Source organism: Sphingobium jiangsuense (genome assembly GCF_014196495.1).
GTDB lineage: Bacteria > Pseudomonadota > Alphaproteobacteria > Sphingomonadales > Sphingomonadaceae > Sphingobium > Sphingobium jiangsuense.
In genome coordinates, this window is the sequence record NZ_JACIDT010000003.1 from 209,991 (window position 1) to 229,102 (window position 19,112).

Annotated in this window: 17 protein-coding genes; 13 read left to right on the top strand and 4 right to left on the bottom strand. The window is 67.6% G+C overall.

The annotated features are described in order from the left end of the window. The first annotated feature begins 74 nt into the window (after positions 1-74). From GGR43_RS05905 to dnaA, 11 genes are all read left to right on the top strand, one after another. Complete coding sequence (locus tag GGR43_RS05905; protein WP_188071027.1) at positions 75-2,399, top strand: DUF2460 domain-containing protein; 2,325 nt, start codon at positions 75-77, stop codon at positions 2,397-2,399. Next, positions 2,396-3,223: a DUF2163 domain-containing protein gene (locus GGR43_RS05910; RefSeq protein WP_188071028.1), complete on the top strand. Its 828-nt coding sequence runs from the start codon at positions 2,396-2,398 to the stop codon at positions 3,221-3,223. Before GGR43_RS05905 ends, GGR43_RS05910 begins: the two co-directional genes overlap by 4 nt. Further along, positions 3,223-3,627, top strand: a complete 405-nt coding sequence (locus GGR43_RS05915) for an NlpC/P60 family protein (protein WP_188071029.1) — start codon at positions 3,223-3,225, stop codon at positions 3,625-3,627. The genes GGR43_RS05910 and GGR43_RS05915 overlap by 1 nt, the downstream gene beginning before the upstream one ends. Before the next feature lie 29 nt (positions 3,628-3,656). Then, entirely contained in the window at positions 3,657-5,864 is a 2,208-nt protein-coding gene (locus GGR43_RS05920) for a phage tail protein (RefSeq protein ID WP_188071030.1), read from the top strand. A 38-nt stretch (positions 5,865-5,902) separates the two neighbouring features. Next, the gene (locus GGR43_RS05925; protein WP_188071031.1) at positions 5,903-6,409 is read left to right on the top strand and encodes a DUF2793 domain-containing protein; all 507 of its coding nucleotides are present in this window, start codon (positions 5,903-5,905) and stop codon (positions 6,407-6,409) included. A 212-nt stretch (positions 6,410-6,621) separates the two neighbouring features. Continuing rightward, a complete protein-coding gene (locus GGR43_RS05930) occupies positions 6,622-7,701 on the top strand; it encodes an OmpA family protein (RefSeq protein WP_188071032.1) in 1,080 nt (359 codons plus the stop codon). A 172-nt stretch (positions 7,702-7,873) separates the two neighbouring features. Continuing rightward, on the top strand, positions 7,874-8,446 hold the full coding sequence (locus GGR43_RS05935; protein WP_188071033.1) for a superoxide dismutase family protein: 573 nt from the start codon (positions 7,874-7,876) through the stop codon (positions 8,444-8,446). A 157-nt stretch (positions 8,447-8,603) separates the two neighbouring features. Next, entirely contained in the window at positions 8,604-9,341 is a 738-nt protein-coding gene (locus GGR43_RS05940; protein WP_188071034.1) for a Bax inhibitor-1/YccA family protein, read from the top strand. A 147-nt stretch (positions 9,342-9,488) separates the two neighbouring features. Then, positions 9,489-10,253: a metallophosphoesterase family protein gene (locus GGR43_RS05945; RefSeq protein WP_188071035.1), complete on the top strand. Its 765-nt coding sequence runs from the start codon at positions 9,489-9,491 to the stop codon at positions 10,251-10,253. 141 nt (positions 10,254-10,394) lie between these two features. Next, the gene (gene rpsT / locus GGR43_RS05950) at positions 10,395-10,658 is read left to right on the top strand and encodes a 30S ribosomal protein S20 (protein ID WP_188071036.1); all 264 of its coding nucleotides are present in this window, start codon (positions 10,395-10,397) and stop codon (positions 10,656-10,658) included. A 577-nt stretch (positions 10,659-11,235) separates the two neighbouring features. Continuing rightward, a complete protein-coding gene (gene dnaA / locus GGR43_RS05955; protein ID WP_284278865.1) occupies positions 11,236-12,660 on the top strand; it encodes a chromosomal replication initiator protein DnaA in 1,425 nt (474 codons plus the stop codon). A gap of 83 nt (positions 12,661-12,743) precedes the next feature. On the opposite strand, the gene GGR43_RS05960 is transcribed toward dnaA, so the two are convergent. The 4 genes from GGR43_RS05960 to secB all read right to left on the bottom strand — a co-directional run bounded on the left by GGR43_RS05960 (position 12,744) and on the right by secB (position 16,635). Next, on the bottom strand, positions 12,744-13,376 hold the full coding sequence (locus GGR43_RS05960) for a DUF4136 domain-containing protein (protein WP_188071037.1): 633 nt from the start codon (positions 13,374-13,376) through the stop codon (positions 12,744-12,746). 132 nt (positions 13,377-13,508) lie between these two features. Then, positions 13,509-14,513 carry a tryptophan--tRNA ligase gene (gene trpS, locus GGR43_RS05965; protein WP_188071038.1) on the bottom strand — a complete coding sequence of 335 codons (1,005 nt, stop codon included), beginning with the start codon at positions 14,511-14,513 and terminating at the stop codon, positions 13,509-13,511. 2 nt (positions 14,514-14,515) lie between these two features. Next, positions 14,516-16,105 (bottom strand): murein biosynthesis integral membrane protein MurJ, encoded by a 1,590-nt coding sequence (gene murJ / locus GGR43_RS05970; protein WP_188071039.1) that lies wholly within the window; start codon positions 16,103-16,105, stop codon positions 14,516-14,518. 29 nt (positions 16,106-16,134) lie between these two features. Continuing rightward, positions 16,135-16,635 (bottom strand): protein-export chaperone SecB, encoded by a 501-nt coding sequence (gene secB / locus GGR43_RS05975; protein ID WP_188071040.1) that lies wholly within the window; start codon positions 16,633-16,635, stop codon positions 16,135-16,137. 224 nt (positions 16,636-16,859) lie between these two features. On the opposite strand from secB, the gene GGR43_RS05980 reads away from it, so the two are divergent. Then, positions 16,860-17,519, top strand: a complete 660-nt coding sequence (locus GGR43_RS05980; RefSeq protein WP_188071041.1) for a Tim44/TimA family putative adaptor protein — start codon at positions 16,860-16,862, stop codon at positions 17,517-17,519. A 185-nt stretch (positions 17,520-17,704) separates the two neighbouring features. Further along, a complete protein-coding gene (gene mltA / locus GGR43_RS05985) occupies positions 17,705-18,991 on the top strand; it encodes a murein transglycosylase A (RefSeq protein ID WP_425502158.1) in 1,287 nt (428 codons plus the stop codon). Positions 18,992-19,112 lie beyond the last annotated feature (121 nt).

Consider the following 19,112-nt stretch of genomic DNA (forward strand, 5'->3'; position numbering starts at 1 on the left):
TAGCGCTGGGCCAAGCCTCCAGAGATGCCAGCCTGCGCTGGCATGACGAATAGACTGCCGAAAAGGAGTATCCCATGGCCTATTGGCTGGCGCCTGCCGGGCGGGCGCAGGAGCGCATCTTCATCAAGCGGTTCGCGCCGCCTTACTGGACCGTCAACTTTCCCCGCCCGATGATGGCGGGCATCGTCACCATCGCGCCCGATGCGCTGCGCGTCGAGGCGGTGTTCCATGGCTCGGGCGATCTGGCGGGCCTGATCTGGGAGGCGGAGGACAAGTGGAGCCATCCGCTGCTCGCCTATGAGACGGCGCGGGATTTCCGCCATTGCGTGCTGCGCTTCCGCTGGCGGAGCGAGGGGTTGAAGCCGCTCGACGCGGTGGACGGGCCGACGCTGACCATCGAGGGGCGCGACCAGAGCGGCGCGCCGCGCAGCTGGTATGTGCGGCTGTGGAACTATGCGCAGGGGTCGCCGGAGGACGCGACGGTCACGCTCGACTTTGGCGATCTGAAGGGCGGCTTCGCGCTGCCCGCCGAGGCGGACCCGGTGTGGGCGGGCGATGTGGACCGTCTGTTCCTCTCGCTGGTCCCGCCCGGCTATGACCGGGGGTCGACGCCGTTCGAGCAGGCGCGGGAAGGCTGGGTGGAACTGAGCGGCATAGGCTGCGACGGGTCGGGGTCGGTGCTCTCGGTGGGCGATGTGATGGTGCCGGAGCACGGCCTGTCGATCGCGACCGGCTATGACGACGGCTACAACCAGACGCCGGAGCGGCTGGTGCGGCAGATCCATGCGCTCGGCTATCGCGGCGACATTCTCCATTATGTCGGGATGAGCCATTATTTCCGGCTGGCGAGGGACGGGAGCGAGCTGCTCGCCACGCTGGAGGGCGGGCCGCTCAACGGCCCGTGTGCGGCGTGGCATCGCGATTTCGCGGCGCGGGCGAAGGCGATGGGGCTGGGGATCATCTGGTCGCTGTCCTACGAGCTGTTCGACGCCCATTGCCCGGAAGGCTGGAAGCAGCGCGCGGCCAATGGCGATCCGGCGCTGACCGGGTGGGAACCGCCCTCGACATTGCTCTCCCCGGCCCATGGCGAGGCGATGGCCTATTTGCAGGCGGTGGGCCGCGCGTTCGTCGCGATCGGGCGGGAGGCGGGGCTCGCGCCCAAATTCCAGGTGGGCGAGCCATGGTGGTGGATCATGCCCGCGGACGGGCGGATATGCCTCTATGACGAGGCGGCGAAGGCGGCTTTCGGCGGCGACCCTGTGGCAATCGCGGATATGCGGGAACCGCTCGACGCTGCGCAGAAGGCGCTGCTGGATCAGGCGGGCGGGCTGCTGGCGGCCTCGACCGCGGCCTTGTGCGCGGCGGTGCGGGACGAGGCGCCCGGCGCGGTCACGCATCTGCTGGCCTATCTGCCGACGGTGCTCGATCCGCTGATGCCGGAGGCGCGGCGGGCGAACATGCCGACGGGCTGGGCGAAGCCCGCTTTCGACCTGCTGCAACTGGAAGATTATGACTGGGTGACCGAGGGGCGCAGCGCCCGCACCGGGCAGGGCGTGGCGGCGGCGAGCGCGCGGCTGGGCTATGCGGCGGGGGAGCAGCACTATCTCTCCGGCTTCGTGCTCAGGGCCGAGGACGCCGCCGCGCACTGGCCGCGCATCGAGGCGGCTGCGCGGGCCGGGCAGGCGCGGGGCGCGGCGGCGGTGTTCGTCTGGGCGTGGCCGCAGGTGGCGCGCGACGGGTTCACGACATTTGATCTGGAAGGGGAAGGCGATATGCAGGCCTTTGACGATGTGCTGTTTCCGCTGGCGATCGGGCGGGAGGCGAGCGTGGCACCCGCCTTCTCGACCCAGATCGTCGAGAGCCTGTCCGGCCATGAACGGCGCAGCAGCGACTGGGCCGACGCGCGGCTGGGCTTCGATGCCGGGCCGGGGGTGCGGTCCGAAGGCGATCTGGTCGAACTGATCGCCTTTTTCCGCGCGCGGCGGGGCGCGGCGCGGGCGTTCCGCTTCACCGATCCGTTCGACCATCAGAGCGGGCCGCCGGGGCAGGCCGTCACCGCGATCGACCAGCGGCTGGGCACCGGCGACGGCGTGACCAGCCAGTTCCAGCTGGGGAAAAGCTATGGTGCGGGCGCGGATGCGCAGCGGCGGATCATCACCCGACCGGTCGCGGGCAGCATCCGCGTCGCCATCGACGGGGTGGAGCAGGCGGGCGGCTGGAGCCATGCCGGGCTGGGCGTGATCGCGTTCGACGAGCCGCCGGGCGAGGGCGCGGTGCTTACCTGCGGCTATCGCTTCGACGTGCCGGTGCGCTTCGCCGAGGACCGGCTGGAGATCAACCGCGCGACCTTCGCCGCCGGGGAAGCGCCCTCGGTGCCGCTGATCGAGGTGCGGGCATGAGCGATGGTGCGGCGATATTGGCGCAGGACCTTGCCGCGCTGGCCTTTTGCTGGCGGCTGGAGCGGCGCGACGGGGTGGCGCTGGGCCTCACCAGCCATGACCGCGATCTGACGGTGGCGGGCTTTCCCTATCGCGCGGCGCCGGGCCTCGTCCCGTCGGCCATCGCGCGGGGCATCGGGCTGGAGGCCGACGCGATGGACCTTCAGGGTGCGCTCAGCAGCGATGCGATCCGCGAGGAGGATCTGCGCGCCGGGCGCTGGGACGGCGCGGCGCTGTGGCTGCACCTGACCGAATGGACCGATCCGGGCGCGCTGTGGCTGGAGCTGATGCGCGGCGAGCTAGGCGCGGTCGAGCAGCAGGGCGAGAAATTCGCGGTCGAGCTGCGCGGCCCGCATGCGGCGTTGCAGGCCCCGGTCGCGCCGGAAACCTCGCCCGGATGCCGCGCGCGGCTGGGCGACCGGGCGTGCCGGGTCGATCTTGTGCGCCATCGGCGGCTGGTCGTGGTGGCGGCGATGGAGGAGGACAGGGCGGTCATCGGCGGAGGCGGGTTGGTCGCGGGGGCCTATGCGTTCGGCGCGCTGCGCTGGCTGGAGGGCGCCAATTGCGGGCTGACCCAATCGGTGATCGCCAATGACGCGGACGGCGCGACCCTTTCGGACCTGCCCGCCTTTCCCGTTGCGCCGGGGACGCGCGCGCTGCTGACCGAAGGGTGCGACCGGCTGATCGCGACCTGCCGGGACCGCTTTTCCAATGCGGCCAATTTCCGGGGCGAACCCTATCTGCCGGGCAGCGACCTGCTGACCCGCTATCCGGGGGCGCGCTGATGCGCCGGGAAGCGGCGATCGTCGCGGCGGCGCGGAGCCTTGTCGGCGCGCCCTTCCGCCTGCACGGGCGCGATGCGGCGACCGGGCTCGATTGCGTCGGCCTCGTCGCGGCGGCGCTGGCGGGTGCGGGGCATCGCTGCGCGGCGCCAAACGGCTACCGGCTGAGGGGCGGCGCGCTCGCGCTGCATGAGGCGCGGCTGCGCGCCGCCGGGCTGGCGCCCGCAACCGGCGAACGGCCGGGCGACGTGGTGCTGGTGGAGGCGGGCGTCGCCCAGTTCCACCTAATGATCGCGACCGGCGGCGGCCACATCCATGCGCATGCGGGGCTAGGGCGGGTGGTGGACATGCCCGGCCCCTCCCCATGGCCGGTGCGCAGCCGCTGGCGCTGCCCGGATATCGGCTGACCCTTCCTCTTTCGGAACAGGAGAGTTTTATGGCGACGATGGTGCTGACCGTCGTGGGAACGGCGCTGGGCGGGCCGATCGGCGCGGCCATCGGCGCGACGCTGGGGCAGGTGATCGACAGCCAGATACTGTTCGCGCCCAAGGCGCGGCAGGGGCCGCGTCTGGCCGATCTGCGGCTTCAGACCTCCCGCTATGGCGACCAGATACCGCGCCTCTACGGCACGATGCGGGTGGCGGGATCGGTGATATGGGCGACCGATCTGGTCGAGCGGCGCCAGCGGCAGAGCGCGGGCAAGGGCCAGCCCAAGGTGACGACCTACAGCTACAGCGCCAGCTTCGCGGTCGCCTTTTCCTCGCGCGCGGTGCTGGCGGTGCGGCGCATCTGGGCGGACGGCAACCTGCTGCGCGGCGCGGCGGGCGATTTCAAGACGGCGCTCGGCGCGTTCCGCCTGCACCGGGGCGGCGAGGACCAGCCGCTCGATCCGCTGATCGCGGCGCACAAGGGCATGGCGAGCACGCCCGCCCATCGCGGCCTGGCCTATGCGGTGTTCGAGGATCTGCAACTGGCGGATTACGGCAACCGCATCCCGTCGCTGACCTTCGAGGTGGTGGCCGATGAGGGCGCGGTGTCCATTGCCGCGATCGGCCATGACCTGAGTGGCGGGGCGATCCTGGCGCAAGAGGATGAGGCGCTGCCCATGGTGTCGGGCTATGCGGCGGGCGGCGGGAGCATCGCCGATGCGCTCGCCCCGCTGACCGAGGGCATGGACGCGGCGCTGGTGGCGGACGCCGCCGGGCTGGCGCTGACGCAGGGGCGGGACGGTGGAGAGGTGCTGGCGGCTGGTCTTGCGGGCGCTGTCTTCAACGGCAAGGCCGAGCGCGGTGTGAAGCAGTCGCGCGGGCGCGTCGAGGATGTGCCGGTCCGGCTGGTTGTCCATCATTACGACCCGGCGCGCGACTATCAGGCCGGGGCGCAGCGGGCGGAGCGGCCCGGCGCGGGGCGGCTGGAGAGGAGCGTCGACCTGCCCGCCGCGCTCGACGCCGGGGCGGCGAGGGCTTTGGCCGAGCGCCGGTTGCAGCGGCTGTGGATCGAACGGTCGGCAATGGAGATGCGCTGCGACTGGCGGGCGCTGCGCTTCGCGCCGGGCGCGGTGCTGTCGGTCGAGGGGCAGCCGGGGCGCTGGCGGCTGGAGCAGAGCGAGTGGGAGGCGATGGGCGTGCGCCTGCGGTTGAAGCGGGTCGATGGCGGCGCGGTGGCCGATCCTCCGGCGGAGGCGGGCGCGCCGGTGGTGCAGGTGGACGGGCTGCATGGCCCGACGCATCTGCTGCTCGCCGATCTGCCGCCGCCAACCGACGAGGTGCTGGCCGCGCCGCTGGTGGTCGCGGCGGCGGCGGGCGAGGAGGCCGGGTGGCGCATGGCGGAGCTGTTCGTCGAGGAGGAGGCGAGCGGCGGCCTCACTCCGCTCGGCACGACCGCCCCACCCGCGACGATGGGCGTGGTGGCGGTGCCTCCTGTTGGTGCCGTCAGTCCGTGGCTGTTCGACGATCGCTCCGCCGTCGAGGTGGAACTGCTGCGCGCCGACATGATGCTGGCGGGCGCGGAGGACGCCGCGCTGCTGGAGGGCGCCAACCGGGCGCTGCTTGGGCAGGAGGCGATCCAGTTCGGGCGGGCGGACAGGATCGGTGAAACCCGCTGGCGGCTGACGCATCTGCTGCGTGGGCGGCGCGGGACCGAATGGGCGATCGGGGCGCAGCAGGCGGGCGATCCTTTCCTGCTGCTGGACCAGGAAAGCCTGTTCGCCATTCCCGCCGACCAGCTGCGCATCGGCGCGGACCTCGTGATCGATGCGATCGGCGTCGGAGATGGGACGCCGGTGCAGGCACGACGGCTGGTGACGGGGCAGGCGATCCTGCCGCTCGCCCCCGTCCATGCGCAGGCGGTGCAAAGCGGCGGCGCATGGCGGATCGACTGGACGAGGCGCAGCCGCAACGGCTGGCGCTGGAACGACGGCGTCGATGCGCCGCTGGTCGAGGAGCGGGAGCTGTATCGCATCCAGCTGGTGCAGGGCGGCACGCTCATCCGCGCGGCGGAGAGCGGCGAGGCCCGCTGGATCTATGACGCCGATGCGATCGCGGCCGATCGCGCGCGAGGCTTTTCCGGCGCGGTCATCGCGGAAATCCGTCAGATCGGGACGCATGGGGTGGGCCGGGCGGCGAGCGTCGGCCTCTCCATCTAGCACCGGTCGGGATGAAATACAGGAAGGAGAATTGAGCCATGGCGGATGAATCGAGCGACCGTTTTGCCCTGCCCCTGCTGGCGGCAGGGCAGGCGCAGAAGGAAATCACGCATAATGAGGCGCTGGCGAGGATCGACATGCTGCTCCATGCGCGGGCCGAGAGCCTGTCGCAAACCGCGCCGCCGGGGGCAGCCGCGCCGGGGCAATGCTGGATCGTCGCCTCCGGCGCGACCGGGGAGTGGGCGGGGCGGGACCATTGCCTCGCGATGCTGACGGCGGGCGGCTGGCGCTTCGTCGCGCCGCGCGCGGGCCTTCGGGTCGAGGTGGCGGACGAGGGCGCGGTCTATCGTCATGACGGCTCATCCTGGCTACCCGACGCGGCGCGGCAGGACGGCTATTATGTGAATGGCCAGCGGATCGTGGGGCCGCGCGGAGACGCCATCGGCGATCCAGCGGGCGGAAGCGTGGTTGATGTCGAGGTCCGCGCCGCCATGGCACAGTTGCTGGCGGCCCTGCGCAGTCACGGGCTGATCGCGGAGGCGTGATTCCGATCATTAGTCACGCGCGGCGAACCCGAACAAGTTCACATCGGTTGCAATTTATTTACAATTATACGGAGGCGGCGTCGACTCGCTCTTTAAGGAAAAGCGCGGCGGCAGGGATAGTCCTGAAACGGCAAAAACTCAGCTTGCCATGCAACTTTTGTGGGAGTAGTGAGTTGTCGCAGTCTTAGTGACCATTTTGAAAGGGGAAAGATATGCGGAAGCTTGCTCTTGCAGCAGCTCTTGCGACGACCGCAATGGCGTCGCCTGCGCTCGCCCGCGACAACGCCTGGTATATCGGCGTTGACGGCGGTGCGATGATCGTGGAAGACCTCGACATGAAGACGGCCGGCGGCCTGTCTGACGGCACGGTTGATTATAACACCGGCTTCGATGTCGACGGCGTCATCGGTTACGACTTCGGCGGTTTCCGTCTGGAAACCGAGGTCGGCTTCCGTCGCGCCTGGACCGATGCGGCCAAATATGTGGTTGATCCCAACGAAAGCACCCGCGGCAATGTCCGCTCGCTGAGCTTCATGCTCAACGGCCTGCTCGACTTCGGTCCCGATGATGGCCTCCAGGGCTTCGTCGGCGGCGGTGTCGGCGTTGCGCGCACCCACCTCTATACCCTGACCACCGACGATTCCGACACCGGTTTCGCGTGGCAGGTGCTGGCGGGTATCCGCTTCCCGCTGAGCGATAATCTCGATGCGTCGCTGAAGTATCGCTTCTACAACCATCAGAACATGGATCTGGTGACGAGCACCCGTCCGACCCTCGCTTATGCTCCGGCCGGAACCGCTGTCGATGCCGATCTGCGCACGCACAGCCTGCTGGTCGGCCTGACCTACAACTTCGGCTCGGCTCCGGAAGCGGCTCCTCCGCCGCCGCCCCCGCCGCCCCCGCCGCCCCCGCCGCCTCCGCCGCCCCCGCCGGTCGTGGAGTGCACGCCTGGGCCGTACATCGTGTTCTTTGACTTCGACTCGTCGGTCATCACGCCCGACGCGGCGACGATCCTCGACAATGCCGTGTCGGCTTATGCCAACTGCGGCAGCGCGCAGGTCATGCTCGCCGGTCACGCCGACCGTTCGGGCAGCGCGAAGTACAATGTGGGCCTGTCCCAGCGCCGTAACGACTCGGTCAAGGGCTACCTGGTCTCCAAGGGCATCTCGGATGGTGTGATCACCACCGAAGCCTTCGGTGAATCCAAGCCCCGCGTCGAAACGGCGGACGGCGTCCGCGAACCGCAGAACCGTCGCGTGGAAATCACCTACGGTCCGGGTTCGGGCAACTGATCCGGTTTCTTCCGCAAGCATTGCGAGCGGAAGAAAAGGAAGAATCGGGAAGGGCTGGCCGCAAGGCCGGCCCTTTTCCTTATGATCGCTTCGTCCTGTTGGCGGGCGATATTTGCATGTGGCTCTCATTTGCTTTAGATTGGCGCCGACTTTCCTGTTCGGAGATGACGCCATGACTTGCCAGCCCCCGATCCATCGCCTGCCGTTTCTTGTCCCCGCACTGCTGCTCGCCGCCTGCTCCGGCTCGCCCGAGGGCGGCACCAATGTCGCGACGAACAAGGTGGCCGCCGTCAGCCCCTCCGCCGTCGCCATCGTGAAGGACGCGACCGGCAAGAGCATCGGCGAGGCGCAGTTCACCGAGGAGAATGGGGGCATCGCCGTCGCGGTATCGGCCAGTGGGCTGACGCCTGGCGTTCATGGCACCCATATCCACATGACCGGCAAATGCGACGGCCCGGATTTCAAGACCGCCGGCGGGCACTGGAACCCCACCTCCCACCAGCATGGTTTCGAAAATCCGCAAGGCTCCCACAAGGGCGACCTTCCCAATATGGAAGTGGCCGCCGACGGCATCGGCACGGTGCGCTTCTCCATTCCGGGCGCGACGATCAAGGACGGCGAGGGCGCGCTGCTCGATGCCGACGGCGCGGCGATCGTCATCCATGCCGGGCCTGACGACATGAAATCCGATCCGGCCGGCAATTCCGGCGACCGGGTCGCGTGCGGCATCATCCTGGGCGGCTGACGCTTCACCGCCGGGGCGGGGCGACCGCCTTCATTGTTTCAAAATGTTTCTGGCGCGCCCATCCCGCCCTGAATGTCCGGTTTTGCTTGAAACCGGAACGGCATCTGCCGATATTAGGAAAAGTCGGCAACAGTGCCGATGACAAGGAGTGATTTTAATGGCTAACTGGTCTGACCCCCGGACGGATAGCGTCGGTTTCGGTCGAACCGCCCCCGCGGCCCAGCAGGTGGCCTATGATGCCGGCCTGCGGTCCTATATGCTGTCTGTCTATAATTATATGGCCAGCGGCGTGTTGCTGACCGGCATCGTCGCGATGCTGTTCGCGCAAAGCGGGCTCGCCTATCAGATACTGGCCGGGCCGGGCTTGCTCAAATATGTGATCATGTTTGCCCCGCTGGCCTTCGTGATGGTGCTGAGCTTCGGCATCAACCGCCTGTCGACGCCTGCCGCGCAGGGGCTGTACTGGGCCTATGCGGTGGTGATGGGCCTGTCGCTCTCCTCGATCTTCCTCGTCTATACGGGGATGTCGATCGCCCAGACCTTCTTCGCGACGGCCGCTGCTTTCGCGGGCCTCAGCCTGTTCGGCTACACGACGAAGAAGGATCTGTCGGGCTTCGGCACCTTCCTGATCATGGGCGTGGTCGGCCTGCTGGTGGCGTCGGTCATCAACATCTTCCTGCAGTCGAGCGCGATGGATTTCGCGATCAGCGCCATCGGCGTGCTGCTGTTCGCGGGCCTGACCGCCTATGACACGCAGAAGATCAAGAGCATCTACGCCTATGTCGCCGGAACGGAGATGGTCGGCAAGTCGGTGGTGATGGGCGCGCTGAGCCTCTATCTCGACTTCATCAACATGTTCCTGTTCCTGCTGCGCTTCATGGGCAACCGCGAATAATCGGGACTGCGAACGAAAGAATGCAATGCCCGGTCAAGCGATTGGCCGGGCATCGTCGTTTCCGGCGCGGCGGCGTCTGTCCTCCCGCATCGGCAGGAGACGCGTGATGACCTTCTTCCACCCCCGCTATCTCGGAAAAGACCCGTCGTGAAGCCTCTCTGGTCGCGGCGGCCCGAATCGCCGCCCGATACCGCCGGGCTGCGCCTCTATGCGATCGGCGACGTGCATGGCCGGTTCGATCTGCTGACGGAATTGCTGCGCCGGATCGAGCGCGATGCCTCCGTACGCCCGGCGGCGGAAACCCGGCTGGTGATGCTGGGCGATTATATCGACCGAGGCCCGCAGTCGCGCGAGGTGTGCGAATTGCTTCATGCGCTGTCGCTGGAAGGACGTGCGATCTGCCTGCGCGGCAATCACGATCAGACCCTGCTCGATGTGCTGGACGGCGATCATGAGGCGCTGCGGTTCTGGCTGGACTATGGCGGCGATGCGACCCTGCGCAGCTGGGGCGTTCCGGAAGACGCGATAGAGCAGGGCTGTCGGAGCGTGGCCGAGGCCGAGCGGCTGGCCGCCGCGCTGCGCGACAGGATGGCGCCCGCCATCGTCGACTGGCTGCGCGGCCTGCCGGCTTGCCATGTGCAGGGCAGCTATCTGTTCGTCCATGCGGGCATCCGGCCCGGCGTGCCGCTCGACCGGCAGGAGGAGGCCGATCTCCTGTGGATCCGGCAGCCTTTTCTGGCGAGCGAGGCCCGGCATCCCTGGAAGGTCGTCCACGGCCACAGCGTGACCGACGATGTGGACCACAGGCCGAACCGGATCGGCATCGACACCGGCGCCTATAGAACCGGCGTGCTGACCGCGCTGGGGCTGGAGCGGGATGGCTGCTGGACGCTCCGCACCGGCGGTGCATAGGATCGGTCCCGCGCGGTCGGCACAGAAAACGCCCTTTTTGTTGACGGCACGCGAGGAAGGCGGTATGGGCCACGGCTTCACGAGTCAGGTGCGATGCGTGTCTGGCTGGTTCCCTGTTTCAGATGGAATTTTGAGGACGATATGGCCAATACGCCGCAGGCAAAAAAGCGTATCCGTCGCAATGCGCGCCGGACTGAAATCAACGGTGCTCGCATCAGCCGCATTCGCACGCTGGTCAAGAAGGTGGAAAGCGCCATTGTGGCCGGGGACAAGGCCGCGGCGGCCGCGGCGCTTCAGGTGGTCCAGCCCGAACTGGCGCGCGGCGTCGCGCGCGGCGTGCTACACAAGAACACCGCTGCGCGGAAATTCAGCCGCCTGACCAAGGCGGTGGGCGCGATCGCCTGATTTCCTGCCTTTCGCGAATTTCGAAACCCGCCGGAGTGATTCGGCGGGTTTTTTGCTGCGCCCGTGGCTGATTCGAGCGTGGGGACGGCCCCCTGCCCGTTAGGGCCTTCCCATAGTGCCCCATGGCGGGATCATGAACAGCGGGAAGGCATTTTCTTCGCCCGCCGGGGTGGCGCGATGGAAAGCAAGGAGTTGCGCTGATTCGCGTTATGCATAGGAAGATTTTTACAAATAATAACTTTATCTTTCAGACGGTTATAACGACATACGCATTTCTGCGGCTGGTGTCTGTCAAACCATTTATTTCACTTTTTTGAACGGGAGCCCCCTTGATTGAGGCGCTGCCGTTTGCCTAATCATTCGCATCAAGCGAGCTGATCTCCAGATCGCTGTCAGCGTGAGTGACAACAGGCATGGCGTTTTCCACGGCGTGGGAAGCGGAGGGGGCTCTTTGCGCCATGCCGTGTCAGGGTCGAAAGTGCCGATAAGGCGGAAAGGGCGCAGAGTGTCGCAGAGGGGTGATTTCGCTGAAAATCTGCAAACGCCTGGGGAAGAGGCGGCGGATCGGGTCGGCGGGATTGACGGGGGCAAGCTCGACACCGTGTGGCGGGAGCTGCGCGCCGGATTGCGCCGCGATGTCGGCGTCCGCATGTTCGATCAATGGCTCAAGCCGCTGGCGCTCGGCGAATATTGCGCCTTTACCGGCACGATCGAGCTTTGCGCCGCGACCGAGTTTTCCGCGAATTTCGTTGCGAATCAATTTGGCGACCGGCTGCGGCTCGCCTGGCGGTCCGCCGCCGTCGGCGTGCGCGAAGTGCGCGTCGTCCGGGGCAGCGGCAAGGCGTTCGAATTCGGTGCGCCGTCCGCCGGGAAGGCGGCGGGCCAGGCTGCGCTGCCCGCCCCGTTCGATGCTCCGGCCGATCCTTATGCGATGGAAGGCGATGCCGGGCGGGAGAGCCTGCCCGTCTTCTCGCAGATGCGCGAGGCGCTCAACCTGCGGCACGGCTTTCAGGATTTCGTCGTGGGGGACAGCAACCGGCTGGCGTTCTCGGCGGCGCGTGCGATGGGGGAAACCACCAAGCCGCTGTTCAACCCGCTTTATATCCACGGCGCGACCGGTCAGGGTAAAACCCACCTGCTCCATGCGATCGCGGACGCCTATCTGACGCATTTCCCCGACCATGCGATCATCTACATGTCGGCGGAAAAGTTCATGATGGAATTCGTCACCGCGATGCGGGCGAATGACAGCATGGCGTTCAAGGCCCGCCTGCGCGCCGCCCGGCTGCTGCTGATCGACGATATCCAGTTCATCGCGGGCAAGGGATCGACGCAGGAGGAATTTCTCCACACGATCAACGAGCTGGCGGGCAACGGCGCGCGCATCGTCATCAGCGCGGACCGGGCGCCGCATCATCTCGATGCGATCGACCCGCGCATCCTCTCCCGCCTCGCGGGCGGGCTGGTGGCGGATATCCAGCCGCCGGACCTCGACCTGCGCCGCGCCATTCTCGACGCCAAATGCGCCGCCGTGCGCGATGCGGCCATCCCGGAGATGGTGCTGGATTTCCTGGCGCGGTCGATCCGCACCAATGTCCGCGAGCTGGAAGGCGCGTTCAACAAGCTGCTCGCCTATGCGCAGCTGACCGGCCGGGCGGTCGACATGGAATTCGCGCAGGTGATGCTGGCGGATTCGGTGCGCGCCAATGCGCGCCGCATCACGGTGGACGAGATCCAGAAGGCGTGCGCGGCCCATTATCATATCGAACCGGCCGAGATGCGGTCGAAGCGGCGCGCGCGCGTCGTCGCCCGCCCGCGCCAGATCGCCATGTATCTCGCCAAGAAGATGACGCCCCGCTCGCTGCCGGAAATCGGCCGGATCTTCGGCGGGCGCGATCACAGCACGGTGATTCATGCGGTGCGGACGATCGAGCACCTGCGGCAGACCAACCCGGAGATCGATTCCGACATCCGCGCGCTGCAACGTCAGTTGGAAATGTAAGCGGGCCGGACGGCCCACCGGTAAAAGAAGAAGGGCGGGAACTCCTTTGAGGATTCCCGCCCTTTCCTGTGTCTTTCCGGCGCTTATTTCTTTTCCGGCGCGACGGTGATCTTCACCGTCTCCCCCGATTTGCCGGGGAAGTTGACGAACATCGCGTCGATCAGATTGGGCACCAGATAGGTCAGCTTGTTGCTGAGCGACTGGGCTTCCGCCTTGCCTTCGAACAGGCGGCGATTGTCGGCTGCGCGGTCGATCTTCAGGCTGAGCGAGGCGGTGTAGACGGTATAGCTCTGAATGTCCTGATAGCCGCCGCCGAACAGGAAGGGATCGTAGAAGCCCCAATAATAGGGATGGCGCCAATAGCCGTAGCCATAGCCGCGATAGAAGGGATCCGGCCCGAAATTGGTCGAGCGCACCCGCTCGCGGCCCGTATCCACGTCATAGCTCATCCGCACGATCAGCTTCGCGCTGGCGGCGTCTTCCGCCGGGACATAGCCCACCCCGCCCAGCTTGTGCGCGACGAGGCTGGCATATTGCTGGAATTCCAGGCCACCGGCGAGGCGCGGATCGTCCGCCACGATGGTGAAGCTCTCGCCCTGCGGGGCGGGCAGCTGCTGGAAGCGGGCCACATCCGCCTTGAACGACTGGGCGCAGCCGCCCGTCAGCAGAAGGGCGGCGGAGGCAAGGGCGGTCGCGAATATCTTGCGGGCTGTCATGTTCTTGTCCTGCATAATGATGGGCGCCAAAACACCGACACCCACCTAGATGGGGAATAAAATGCCATTATGCAACTGAACGGCGTTTGAACGGAATATCGTCCGTCCGCCTCCGTTCGCCGTGATGCGCTGCTACCGCATCAGCCCCATCGCGTCATAAGCCCGGCGCAATGTCGGCTCGGCCGCCGCCGCCGCTCTTTCGGCGCCCTTGGCGAGCACCGCGTCGAGCGCGGCGTGATCGTCCTTCAGCGCGACATAGCGCCGGCGGATCGGGGAGAGCCGGTCGATCAGCACATCGGCCAGCGCGGGCTTGAACGCGCCGAAGCCCTGCCCCGCGAACTGCGCGCACACCGCATCGGGCGTCGTTTCGGTCATCGTCGCATAGATGCCGACCAGGTTGAGCGCCTCCGCCCGGCCCGCCAGCCCCGCGACCTCCGAAGGCAGCGGTTCGGGGTCGGTCTTGGCCTTGCGCACCTTCTGCGCGATGGCATCGTCGTCGTCGGTCAGGTTGATGCGGCTCATGTCGCTGGGGTCCGATTTCGACATTTTCGCGCTGCCGTCGCGCAGCGACATGATGCGCGCCGTTTCCTTCGGGATGATCGGATCGGGCAGGGTGAACAGCTCGACGCCGAAATCGGTGTTGAACTTGGTCGCCACGTCACGGGTCAGCTCCAGATGCTGCTTCTGGTCTTCCCCTACCGGCACATGGGTCGCCTGATAGAGCAGCACGTCGGCGGCCTGCAGCACCGGATAGACATAGAGGCCGACGCTCGCGCCCTCGCGGTTCTTGCCCGCCTTGTCCTTGAACTGGGTCATGCGGTTGAGCCAGCCGATGCGCGCGGTGCCGCACAGCAGCCAGCACAGCTCGGCATGGGCGGGGACGCGCGCCTGGTTGAAGAGGACGCTGCGATCCGGGTCGATGCCGCAGGCGACCAGCGCGGCGGCCATGTCCCGCACATTGGCGAGCCGCTGCTCGCGCCCCTCGTGCACGGTGATCGAATGCATGTCGGCGAGGAAGAAGAAGCATTCGGACCCTGCGTTCATCTCGTCCTGCATCTTCACCCAGTTGCGGATCGCGCCCAGATAATTGCCCAGATGCAGATTGCCGGTTGGCTGGATGCCGGAGAGGATGCGCATGACTATTTACTCGCTTGTGGGCGCCGGGTGACCAGCGACTTGAGTTCGGACAGGCGATAGGCGCCGGTGCCGAAGATCGCGACCGCATAGACCAGAGCGCCCCCGCCGCACAACAGGGCAAGCGCGATCACGCGGGTGAGGAAGGTGGAGGCCATATAGGCGTCGGCGACCGGCCCGGCGAACCACAGCGCCGCGCCCATGATCGCGCTGGCGAGCGTGATGCGCAGGCCGCGCGTGATGAGCCGCGCGTCGGCGCGCAACTGGTCGCGCCGGTGCAGCAGCCAGTAGAGGATGAGGACGTTCACCCAGGCGGCCAGCGCGGTCGAGGCGGCGACGCCGACATGGCCCAGCGGCCAGATCAGGATGAGATTGCCGACGAGGTTGAACAGCATCGAGACGAGCGCGACGCGCACCGGCGTCTTCGTGTCCTGCCGCGCGTAGAAGCCGGGCGTCAGCACCTTGATCAGCACATAGGCGGGCACGCCGAGCGCGAATATGGCGAGGGCCGAGGCGCTGCCGATGGTGTCGGCGGGGGTGAATTCGCCATGCTGGAGCAGGCCGCGGATCAGCGGCGTGGCGATGACGCACAGCGCCACGGCGGCGGGCAGGCCGAGGAACCATGCCAGCTCGATCGCGCGGTTCTGCGTGTCCTTCGCCGCCTGCTCATTGCCGCCGCCGATCTGGCGCGACAGCGCGGGCAGGATCGCGGTGCCGACGCCGATGCCGATCAGGCCGAGCGGCAGCTGGTTCAGCCGGTCGGCATAATAGAGATAGCTGACCGCCCCCTGCGGCAGGAAGCGCGCGGCGAGCGAGGTCGAAACCAGCAGGTTGAACTGGATCGCCCCCTGGCCCAGCGCGGCGGGCATGATCAGGACCAGCATCTCCTTGACGCGGGGCGTCAGCCGGGGGAGGCGCAGGCGCAATGTCACGCCCGCGCGCCGGCACGCCCACATCAGCCACAGCAGCTGCATCACGCCCGACACGGTGACGGCGAGCGCCTGCGTGTAGCTGGTCTCGATCGGCGTCTCGCCCCGGAAGAAGACGACCGCGACGATCATGCAGATGTTGAGCAATATCGGCGCGGCGGCGTTCACCCAGAAGCGGTCGAGCGAATTCAATATGCCCCCCAGCAGGGAAACGATCGAGATCAGCGCCAGATAGGGAAAGGTGATGCGGGTAAGGTCGACCGCCAGCGCGAACTTTTCCGGCCCGCCGTCGGGAAAGCCGCCGGTCATCGCCCATACCACGGGCGCTGCCAGCAGGATCATCACGATGGTGAAGAGGACGAGGAACGGAAACAGCACGGACAGCACCTGTCCGGCGAAATCATAGGCGGCGGAGCGGCCGCTGCCCGGACGATCCTTGTCCGCCTCGGCCATGGTGCGGTTGAACATCGGCACGAACACGGCGGCGAACGCCCCTTCCGCGAACAGCGCGCGGAACAGGTTGGGCAGGCGCCAGGCGATCAGGAAGGCGTCCGACGCGAAGCCCGCGCCCAGATAGCGCGCGACGGCCATGTCGCGCACCATGCCGAGAATCCGGCTGATGAGCGTCAGGCCGCCGATCGTCCCGGTTGCGCGGATCAGCCCCATCGGGTCATGCCCCGCCGTTGCGGCTCACCTCAGGCGTGGCCGGCGGGCTGCTCGCCCTGCTGCGCGGCCTGCGTCTGCATCTGTTGCAGATAGAGGCCGTTGAAGTCGATGGGGTCGAGCACCAGCGGCGCGAAGCCGCCGTCGCGCACCGCATCGGCCAGCACGCGGCGGGCGAAGGGGAAGAGCAGGCGCGGCGCTTCGGCGAACAGGAACGGGTGCAACTGCTCGTCGGAGATGTTGCGCACCGCGAACAGGCCGCCATAGGTGAGGTCGGCGGCGAAGGCGGCGCCCTGCGCGGTCTTGGCCTTCACCTCTACCTTCAGGATCACCTCGAACACGTCCTCGCCCGGCTTGTCGGTGCCGATGTTGAACTGCACGTCGATCTCCGGCTGGTCCTGCCACTGGTAGACCGCGGGAGAATTGGGGTTTTCGAACGACAGGTCCTTCACATATTGGGTGATGAGGCCGATCGTGGGCTGGGTGTCCGCGCCATTGGCGAGCGGCTCGTTGGAGGTGGCTTCGTCGGCCATTGAATGCTTCCCTGTCCTGATGGAGCGAGGCCCGGTAAGACCGCGCGGAATGATAGGCGCGCTTAGCAGCCCGGAACGCTTTGGGCAACGGGTGGCCGCACAGGCCCTCACGCGTGGGGCGGCCCGCGCGGCGCCGCAGGGAAATTTGCCCGCTCCCTTTGAAAAATCGCACCGATATGCTTATGTAGGCAAGCAAGGCTATTTCGCACAAGGTTGGTTCGCGCGTGTACATGATCGTCATCCTCGCCATGGTCGCTGTTTTTCTGGCGCTGAGGCTCTATTCGGTGCTGGGACGGCGGACCGGGCATGAGCAGCAGCCCGCCCCGCTGCAACAGCCGGAAGACCGCGTGCCCACGCGCATCTTGCAGCCGCGCGTGCCGCAGGGCGCGACCCCCGAACGCGTGGATCCGGCCGATGCGCTGATCGCGCCGGGGGCGGAAAACGGCATCCGCGCAATCATCGGCGCGGATCGTCATTTCGACGTGACCCAGTTTCTGGATGGCGCCCGCTCGGCCTATGGCATGATTCTCGAAGCCTTCTGGCAGGGCCGGCGCGACGACCTGCGCTGGCTGTGCGAGGGCGATGTCGCCCAATCCTTCGAGCAGGCGATCGCGGATCGCGAGGAAGCCGGGCATGTGCTGGAAAACCGCCTCGTCCGCATCGACCGGGCGCAGATTCTCGATGCGGCGCTGCGCGGCGGCACGGCGTCCATCACGGTGCAGTTCGACGCGGATATCGCGGCGGTGACGCGCGACCGCGACGGCACTGTGATCGCGGGGTCGATGACCGACGCGATCACCACCCATGATGTGTGGACCTTCACCCGCCAGATCGGCCAGGCCGACCCCAACTGGAAGCTGAGCGAAACAGACGAGGCCGCATGATTGGCATCCCGCGCCGCGAGGCGATGGAAAAGCACAGGGTGCGCCACGCAGGCGCGCCCTTTCTTTTGGCGGTGAGCGGGCTTGCGGATGGGGGGCGACTTTCTTTCCACCCCCGTCATGCCAGCGAAGACTGGCATCTCAGGAGGCGAGGCGCGACCTCGCCTGCGACCTTAGCCTGCGCTGGGGTGACGAGCGGACGCAGCACTCCCTCGCGTCCAGCCGCCGCCTTCCTGTTTCCGTTCCTTCTGTTGGCCCTCGCGCTGCTCTCCGGTTGCGCGGGCAGCCTCATTCCGCCGTCCGCCGGGCCAGCGCCGGGAACGGCAGCGCAGCCTGCTCCCGCAACGCCGCGCCCGCCCGTCGCCCCGACGCAGCCCGTGCCGGTCGTCGCCGGGGAGAATGCGCTGGGCGCCGGGCTGGTGCCGGGGCCGCCGGTTGCCGGGCTGGTCCGCCAGAGCGAGCGGACGCGCGCCGCCTTCGCCGCCTTCAAGCTCTCCTGCCCGTCGCTGCTGCGCCGCGCGGACCAGTCGGGGCTGACGCGCGGGCAGGACTGGGCGACGGCCTGCGGGGCGGCGACGAGCTGGCCCGAAGCAGGCGCCGCCGATTTCTTCTCCCGCTATTTCGAGGCGGTGCAGGTCGGTGACGGCAAGGCCTTCGCCACCGGCTATTATGAACCGGAAATCGCCGGGTCCCGCACCCGGAGCGCCGCCTATCCGGTGCCGGTCTACCGCCGCCCGCCGGACCTGATCGACGTCGATCTCGGCCTGTTCAGCGACAGCCTGAAGGGCAGGACCATCCGGGGTCGCGTGGATGGCCAGAAATTCGTGCCCTATCATGAGCGGGCGCAGATCGCCGATGGCGGCATCCTCGCCGGGCGGGGGCTGGAGCTGGCCTGGGCGGCCGATCCGGTCGAATTCTTCTTCCTTCAGGTGCAGGGCAGCGGCCGGCTGCGCCTGCCGGACGGGTCGATCATGCGGATCGGCTATGACGGCCAGAACGGGCGCGACTATACCGGCATCGGCAAGCTGATGAAGGATCGCGGCCTCATCCGCGCCGGTTCGATGCAGGACATCATGAACTGGCTGCGCGCCAACCCCGCCGAGGGGCGGGCGATCATGAACGAGAACAAGAGCTTCGTCTTTTTCCGGGAACTGACCGGGGCCGGGCCGCTGGGCGCGATGGGGCTGCCGGTGACGGCGGAAGCGACCGTCGCCGCCGATCCGCGCTATGTGCCGCTGGGCGCGCCGGTCCTCCTGTCGCTGGACCGGGCGGAGCCGGAGGGGGTGTGGATCGCGCAGGATACCGGCGGCGCGATCAAGGGGCCGAATCGCTTCGACACCTTCTGGGGCGCGGGCGACCGCGCGCGTGCCATAGCGGGCGGCATGTCCGGGCGGGGCAGCGCGCTGCTGCTGCTGCCTGTCGGAACTTATGCACGGCTGGCGGCGGAAAATGGCTGGTCGACGTCTCAGCCCTGAAGAACGCGAAATCTGGTCCAGATTGGCGCAAACTGTCCGGCCGCTGAAAGGGCGCGTCCGGATGCCCGCTCCTGCCCCTGCGCAGGCAGATGAGAAGGCGGGGAAAAAGATCCCGAACGCA

Excerpts from the sequence above, each read along its gene's own strand:
- GGR43_RS05905 (WP_188071027.1), top strand. The coding sequence starts at position 75 with ATGGCCTATTGGCTGGCGCCTGCCGGGCGGGCGCAGGAGCGCATCTTC.
- GGR43_RS05910 (WP_188071028.1), top strand. The coding sequence starts at position 2,396 with ATGAGCGATGGTGCGGCGATATTGGCGCAGGACCTTGCCGCGCTGGCC.
- GGR43_RS05915 (WP_188071029.1), top strand. The coding sequence starts at position 3,223 with ATGCGCCGGGAAGCGGCGATCGTCGCGGCGGCGCGGAGCCTTGTCGGC.
- GGR43_RS05920 (WP_188071030.1), top strand. The coding sequence starts at position 3,657 with ATGGCGACGATGGTGCTGACCGTCGTGGGAACGGCGCTGGGCGGGCCG.
- GGR43_RS05925 (WP_188071031.1), top strand. The coding sequence starts at position 5,903 with ATGGCGGATGAATCGAGCGACCGTTTTGCCCTGCCCCTGCTGGCGGCA.
- GGR43_RS05930 (WP_188071032.1), top strand. The coding sequence starts at position 6,622 with ATGCGGAAGCTTGCTCTTGCAGCAGCTCTTGCGACGACCGCAATGGCG.
- GGR43_RS05935 (WP_188071033.1), top strand. The coding sequence starts at position 7,874 with ATGACTTGCCAGCCCCCGATCCATCGCCTGCCGTTTCTTGTCCCCGCA.
- GGR43_RS05940 (WP_188071034.1), top strand. The coding sequence starts at position 8,604 with ATGGCTAACTGGTCTGACCCCCGGACGGATAGCGTCGGTTTCGGTCGA.
- rpsT (WP_188071036.1), top strand. The coding sequence starts at position 10,395 with ATGGCCAATACGCCGCAGGCAAAAAAGCGTATCCGTCGCAATGCGCGC.
- GGR43_RS05960 (WP_188071037.1), bottom strand. The coding sequence starts at position 13,376 with ATGACAGCCCGCAAGATATTCGCGACCGCCCTTGCCTCCGCCGCCCTT.
- trpS (WP_188071038.1), bottom strand. The coding sequence starts at position 14,513 with ATGCGCATCCTCTCCGGCATCCAGCCAACCGGCAATCTGCATCTGGGC.
- murJ (WP_188071039.1), bottom strand. The coding sequence starts at position 16,105 with ATGGGGCTGATCCGCGCAACCGGGACGATCGGCGGCCTGACGCTCATC.
- secB (WP_188071040.1), bottom strand. The coding sequence starts at position 16,635 with ATGGCCGACGAAGCCACCTCCAACGAGCCGCTCGCCAATGGCGCGGAC.